The sequence below is a fragment of the Micromonospora sp. S-DT3-3-22 genome (genome assembly GCF_015354745.1).
In the GTDB taxonomy this organism is placed as follows: domain Bacteria; phylum Actinomycetota; class Actinomycetes; order Mycobacteriales; family Micromonosporaceae; genus Micromonospora; species Micromonospora wenchangensis.
In genome coordinates this window covers 1-5,525 of record NZ_JACGMO010000217.1, presented here as the reverse complement: position 1 = coordinate 5,525, position 5,525 = coordinate 1, and the positions used below count along the sequence as shown (strand labels likewise).

The following is a 5,525-nucleotide window of genomic DNA, read 5'->3' as shown; positions in this document are numbered from 1 at the left end:
CGCGGCCCGGTGCGCGCCCGGGCGACGGTGGTCTCCGCCGCCGGGGTGGCGGTGGTGGTCGGGTCGGCCGCGCTGCTCGGGCCGGCCCTCGCCGGTCGGATCGACGACCGGCCGGTCGACCCGCGCCGCTACGTGCCGCCGCCCCGGGTGGAGTCGCTGGACGAGAACCCGCTGATCCGGATCTCCGGCTGGGCGTTGGAGCCGCAGCAGAAGCTGCTGGACGTGTCGACCCGGGGCTCGGGCGATGGGCCGACCACGATCCGGCTGGCCGTGCTCAGCGACTACGACGGGGTGACCTGGCGGGTCGGGGCGACCTACCGCACCGCCGGTCGGGTCCTGCCCGGCGGTGACCCGCAGGCGACGGACGTCGTCCGGCAGGAGATCACCGTGGCCGGGTTGACCGGCCGGCTGCTGCCCGCGGTGGCCACCCCCCGCACGGTCGACGGGGCCCGGGTGGCGTACGACCCGCAGAGCGGCACGTTGATCCGGCCGGAGGGGCTGACCCCGGGGTTGAGGTACACGGTCACCTCGGCGCGGGAACGGCTGGACGCGAACCTGCTCGCCACCGCCGACGTACCGGCCGGGGCGCAGGTGGCCCGGGTGCTGCGGGTACCCGACGGGACACCGGAACGGTTACGCCGGCTCGCCACCCACCTGGCCGAGGAGAACGGCGCCCCGTACGCGCGGGCCGCGGCGGTGGAGCAGTTCCTCGCCGAGCACTACCGGCTGGTGGCGGACGCGCCGAGCGGGCACGCGTACCCGAATCTGGAGTTCTTCCTGTTCGGGCCGCGCGGTGGCGGCGGCCAGCGGGGCACCTCGGAGCAGTTCGCCGCCGCCTTCGCGGTGCTGGGCCGGTTGACCGGCCTGCCGACCCGGGTGGTGGTCGGGTTCACCGCCCGGGGCGACGGGCCGGTACGGGCCGCCGACGCGTACGCCTGGCCGGAGGTGCTCTTCGCCGGGGTGGGGTGGGTGCCGTTCGACCCCCGGCCCCGCCCGGACACCGCGCCCCGGCCGGTGGAGGACGACTTCCGGCCGGCCCCGCCGAGCCCGCCGCCGTCGGAGGTGCCCGAGCCGACCGGGACCCCACCGGCCACCCCACCGGCGGCGGCCACGCCGGGCCGGAGCAGCGGGGAGCGCGGCGGGCCGACGCCGCTGCTGGTGGGGTTCGGCGCCGGTGGGTTGCTGCTGGCGGGGCTGGTCCTCGCCGGGCTGGTCGGGTGCCGCCGGGCGCAGACCCGCGCCCGGTTGAGCAGGGGCGACCCGGGGACCCGGGTGGGCGGCGCGTGGCGGCACACCACCGACGCGCTGCGACTGTCGGGACGGCCGGTCGGCGGGGACCTCTCCGCCACCGAGGTCGCCGACCGGGCCCGCCGCGCCCTCGCCGAGGACACCGGCCGGGCCAGCGGTTCCCGCCCCGCCGGGGATGCCGGCACCGGTGACCCCGGTGCGGACCCGGTGGGGTTGGCGGAACTGGCCGGGCTGCTCAACCAGGCGGCCTTCGCGCCGGGCACGCTGACCGACGCCCAGGCCGACCGGGCCCGGGACGTCGCCGTGGGCTACGCGGCGGCGCTGCGGGCGGCCCGGCCCCGCTGGCGGCGGCTGCTCTGGTCGGCACACCCCGGCCCCCTGCGCTGGCCCCGCTGACCGGTTCCCTGCCCCCGGAAACCGGGGCACGGTGAGGCCCGCCGGACCGGACGGTGGCGGGACGGGACCACCTCGACCGTGGGCCGGACCCTGGCGACGCGGAACCGGACCCCGGCGGCCCGGACCGGATCGTGGTGGGCCGGGCCGGCTACGCCGGTGGTGGGCCGGTGGCGCGTAGCCGGCGGACCAGCTTGCGCAGGCCGGCCTGCCAGCCGTCCGGGTCCTCGGCGCGGCGCACCGCGTACCCGGCGACCTCGGGGTGGGGCAGGATGAGGAAACGTTCCTCGGCGAGCCCGGCGACCGCCGCGTCGGCGACCTGGTCGGGGGTGAGCACCGGGCCGGAGGCGGCGACCACCCGGGCGGCCAGGTGGCCGGTGGCCAGCCCGTCGGCGAGCATCGGGGTGTCCACCCCCTGCGGGCACAACGCGCTGACCCGGATGCCCTGGTCCCGGTAGGTGACCGCCAGCCACTCGGCCAACCCGACCGCCGCGTGCTTGGTGGCGGTGTACGGGGCGTCGCCGACGGCGGTCAGCACCCCGGCCGCCGAGCAGGTGTGCATCAGGTGGCCGCCGCCCCGGGCCAGCATGCCGGGCAGCACGGCGCGGGCGGCGTACACGTGGGCGAGCACGTTGACCCGCCAGGCGCGGTCCCAGTCGGCGTCGGGGGCCTCGATACCGACGCCGGTGGCCACGCCCGCGTTGGCGCAGAACAGGTCGATCCGGCCGTACCGTCGCTCGGTGTCGGCGACCAGGTCGCGGACCTGGCCCTCGTCGGCGGCGTCGACGGCGACCCCCCGGGCGACCGGGCCGACCGCCTCGGCCACCGTGGCGGTCGCGCGGGCGTCGAGATCGGCCAGGACGACGGCGGCGGCCCCCTCGGCGGCGAAGCGGCGAGCCAGCGCCGCGCCGATGCCCCCCGCTCCCCCGGTGATCACCACCACCCGGTCGGTCAGGTTCATCTCAGCCCCGTTCCGCCGGCCGCCCGGCGTCCACCGCCGACGGCGGGCCCAGCCGGCTGATCAGCTCACCCAGGGCGACGGCCCCGCCGGCGGTCACCTCCGGGGTGGGCAGCAGGGCCAGCACCGGCACGTCCACCCCGGCGTCGGCGTAGCGGCGGACCTGGTCGCGGCAGTGCTCGGGCGAGCCGTGCAGGATCAGCGCGTCGACCACCTCGTCGGGCACGGCCGCGGCGGCGGCCCGCCGGTCACCGGCGGCCCAGGCCGCCCAGACCGGGCCGAGCACCGCCTCCCGCCCCAGCCAGCGGTGGAACTCGGCGTACGCGGGGACGGTGAGGTAGCTGGTGATCAGCCGCCGGCCGAGGGTACGGGCGTAGCCGGCGTCCTCGGTGGGGCAGACGAAGATCCGGGCGACCACCTCGAAGCCGGGGCCGCGCCCGGTCAGCTCGGCGAGGGCCTGCGCGACGTCGTCGGCGGCCAGCCAGTTGAGGATCACCCCGTCGGCCTCGGCGGCGGCCAGCCGCAGCATCCCCGGACGCAGGGCGGCCAGCAGCAGCGGCGGTGGGCTGGCCGGCGGGCGTTCCAGGGTGAACCGGCGCACCCGGAACGTGTCGAACGCCCCGTCGACCGTCTCGCCCCGCAGCGCCGGCCTGAGAAACCGCAGCAGGTCACGGGTGCGCCGGAACGGCTCGGTGTACGGAATCCCGTTCCAGTCCCCCACCACCACCGGGGACGACGCGCCGATGCCGAGGGCGAACCGGCCCGGGGCGGCCTCGGCCAGCGCCGCCGCGCTCATCGCCAGCAGGCCCGGCCCCCGGGTGAAGGCGGGGGTGATCGCGGTGCCGAGCCGCAGCCCGGGTTGCCAGGCGGCGGCCAGCGCCAGCGGGGTGAACGCGTCGGTGCCGTTGACCTCCGACGACCACACGTCGGTGAAACCGGCCTCCGCCAGGGCCGCGTAGCCGGCGGCGTGCTCGGCGAGCGGGACACCGGTCAGCGGCACGGTGAAGCCCCATCGGTTCGTCATCCGGTCGATCGTGCCCGCTCGCCCCGGCCGGAACAAGGCCGGAACCGGGGTGGATTCGGCGATGCCCGCCGCCGCAGCCGCCCGGGATGCTACGAACCCCTGGTGGGCCGGGCCGACGGCGACTGCCGACGATCATGACGGGTGGCGACGGGGCCGCCCCGCTGCGGCGTACCGGATCGGCCCAGCGGGCCACGTTCCTGGAACTCTTCTTCGACCTGGTGTACGTCTTCGCGCTCACCCGGATCTCGTTCCGCGCCTTCGAGGACCTGGCCCTGGAGCCCGGCGGCACCACCGGCTGGTCCCCGGTCACCGGGGGCGTCAAGACGCTGCTGCTGTTGCTCGCGCTCTGGGCGGTCTGGCAGGGCACCGCGTGGACGACCAGCCGGTACGACCCGCACCACGGCTGGCTCCAGTTCGTGGTGATCACCGCCCTGATCGGCAGCATGGTGATGGGGGTGGCGATCCCCCGCGCGTTCACCTCCACCGGCCTGGCGTTCGCGGTGGCGTACGTGCTGACGCAGGTGTCCCGGCCGGGTCTGCTGCTGCTGGCCCTCGGCAGCCACGAGTACCGGCGGCTCAAGCTGCGCATGCTCCTCACCTTCGCCGCGACCGGGGTGCTGTGGCTGACCGGGGCGTTCCTGTCGCCCACCCCCCGGGGTCTGCTCTGGGCGCTGGCGCTGGTCCTGGAGTACCTGGCCGCCCGGTTCGGGTGGCCCGTGCCGGGGCTGGGCCGGTCGAGGGCGAGCCGCTGGGACGTCGCCGGGGAACACCTGGCCGAGCGGTACCAGCAGTTCTTCCTGGTCGCGTTGGGCGAGACGATCCTGGTGGGCGGGCTGGCGTACAGCACGGGTCCGTTCGACCCGGCCCGGACCGGTGCGTTCGCGGTGGCGCTGGTGACCTCGGTGCTGCTGTGGCGGATCTACGTGCAGCGGGCCGGGCAGGTGCTCGCCGAGGCGGTGGTGCGGTCCCGGCACCCGTCGGACACCGGCCGCTCGGCGGCGGACACCCACCTGGCGATGGTGGTGGGGCTGGTCGGTACGGCGATCGGGTACGAGCTGACCATCGAGCATCCGCTCACCTCCCCGGAGGCGGCGTGGGTGGTGCTGGTGGTGGGCGGTCCGGTGCTCTTCCTGCTCGCCCGCGCCCGCTTCGAGTACGAGGTCTTCGGCCGGGTGTCGCCGTCGCGGTGGCTCGCGGCGGCGCTGCTGGTCGTGCTCTTCCCGCTGCTGCTGCACGTGGTGCCGCTGGTCTCCGCCACGGTGGCCGCGTTGGTGCTCGGCGGGGTCGCGGCGGCCGACGCCCGCCGGGCCCGGGGCCGCCCCCCGGAACCCCCCGCCCCACCCCTGTAACCACCCACCCCACCCGCCTCCACCCGCCCCGCCGGGGGTGGGCCTGGCCCCGGTGATCAAGAGGTTCGCGTCACCTTGGTGATCAGAATTGACGTAAACCTCTTGATCACCGGGGCACAGCAGCGCGGGGGGTGGGTCAGGTGGGGGTGGTGAGGGACAGGTGGGGCCAGGGTTGCGCCGTGATGATCCGCCGCTCGGCGGGAGTGAGCGGGGCCCGGCCGGTGGTCTTGCGGACCAGGGTGAGGAGGTCCCAGCCGAGCCCGTCCGGGACCGGTAGTCCCCCGGTGAACAGGCCGGCGATCACCCGCGCGGCGGCGGGGGTGAGCCACGGCTCGCGGTGCAGCGCCACCGCCAGGTCCAGCCCGTGCACGCCGACCTCCACCACGCGGGTCAGCAGGAACTCGTGCACCGCCATCGGGTCGCCGTGGCGGGTCCGGACGACCCGGTCGGCGGGGTGCGCACGCACCGCCGCGTCGGTCGCCCGCCAGGCGGCGGTGAAGGCCGCCGCGGTCGCCGCCGCCTCCGTGGACCCGGTCGGGGCGGCGGGACCGCG

5 protein-coding genes are annotated in these 5,525 nt (G+C 76.9%); 2 read left to right on the top strand and 3 right to left on the bottom strand.

Features of this window, described 5'->3' with window-relative positions; translation table 11 throughout:
* Nucleotides 1–1,644: transglutaminase domain-containing protein (locus H1A17_RS33225; RefSeq protein ID WP_194823739.1), on the top strand; the 1,644-nt coding region annotated here is incomplete at its 5' end.
* A gap of 148 nt (nucleotides 1,645–1,792) precedes the next feature.
* Here the strand turns inward: H1A17_RS33225 and H1A17_RS33220 are convergent.
* Together H1A17_RS33220 and H1A17_RS33215 are read right to left on the bottom strand one after the other, a co-directional pair.
* Nucleotides 1,793–2,602 carry an SDR family oxidoreductase gene (locus H1A17_RS33220; protein ID WP_194823738.1) on the bottom strand — a complete coding sequence of 270 codons (810 nt, stop codon included), beginning with the start codon at nucleotides 2,600–2,602 and terminating at the stop codon, nucleotides 1,793–1,795.
* A 1-nt stretch (nucleotide 2,603) separates the two neighbouring features.
* Nucleotides 2,604–3,623, bottom strand: a complete 1,020-nt coding sequence (locus tag H1A17_RS33215) for an LLM class F420-dependent oxidoreductase (protein ID WP_194823737.1) — start codon at nucleotides 3,621–3,623, stop codon at nucleotides 2,604–2,606.
* Nucleotides 3,624–3,757: 134 nt separating this feature from the next.
* Here H1A17_RS33215 and H1A17_RS33210 point away from each other — a divergent pair, with 134 nt between their 5' ends.
* On the top strand, nucleotides 3,758–4,972 hold the full coding sequence (locus H1A17_RS33210; RefSeq protein WP_194823736.1) for a low temperature requirement protein A: 1,215 nt from the start codon (nucleotides 3,758–3,760) through the stop codon (nucleotides 4,970–4,972).
* A gap of 136 nt (nucleotides 4,973–5,108) precedes the next feature.
* Here H1A17_RS33210 and H1A17_RS33205 read toward each other — a convergent pair.
* On the bottom strand, nucleotides 5,109–5,525 hold a 417-nt coding region (locus H1A17_RS33205), incomplete at its 5' end, for a maleylpyruvate isomerase N-terminal domain-containing protein (protein ID WP_194823735.1).

Coding starts and splice junctions, on each gene's coding strand:
- H1A17_RS33220 (WP_194823738.1), bottom strand. CDS start 2,602: ATGAACCTGACCGACCGGGTGGTGGTGATCACCGGGGGAGCGGGGGGC.
- H1A17_RS33215 (WP_194823737.1), bottom strand. CDS start 3,623: ATGACGAACCGATGGGGCTTCACCGTGCCGCTGACCGGTGTCCCGCTC.
- H1A17_RS33210 (WP_194823736.1), top strand. CDS start 3,758: ATGACGGGTGGCGACGGGGCCGCCCCGCTGCGGCGTACCGGATCGGCC.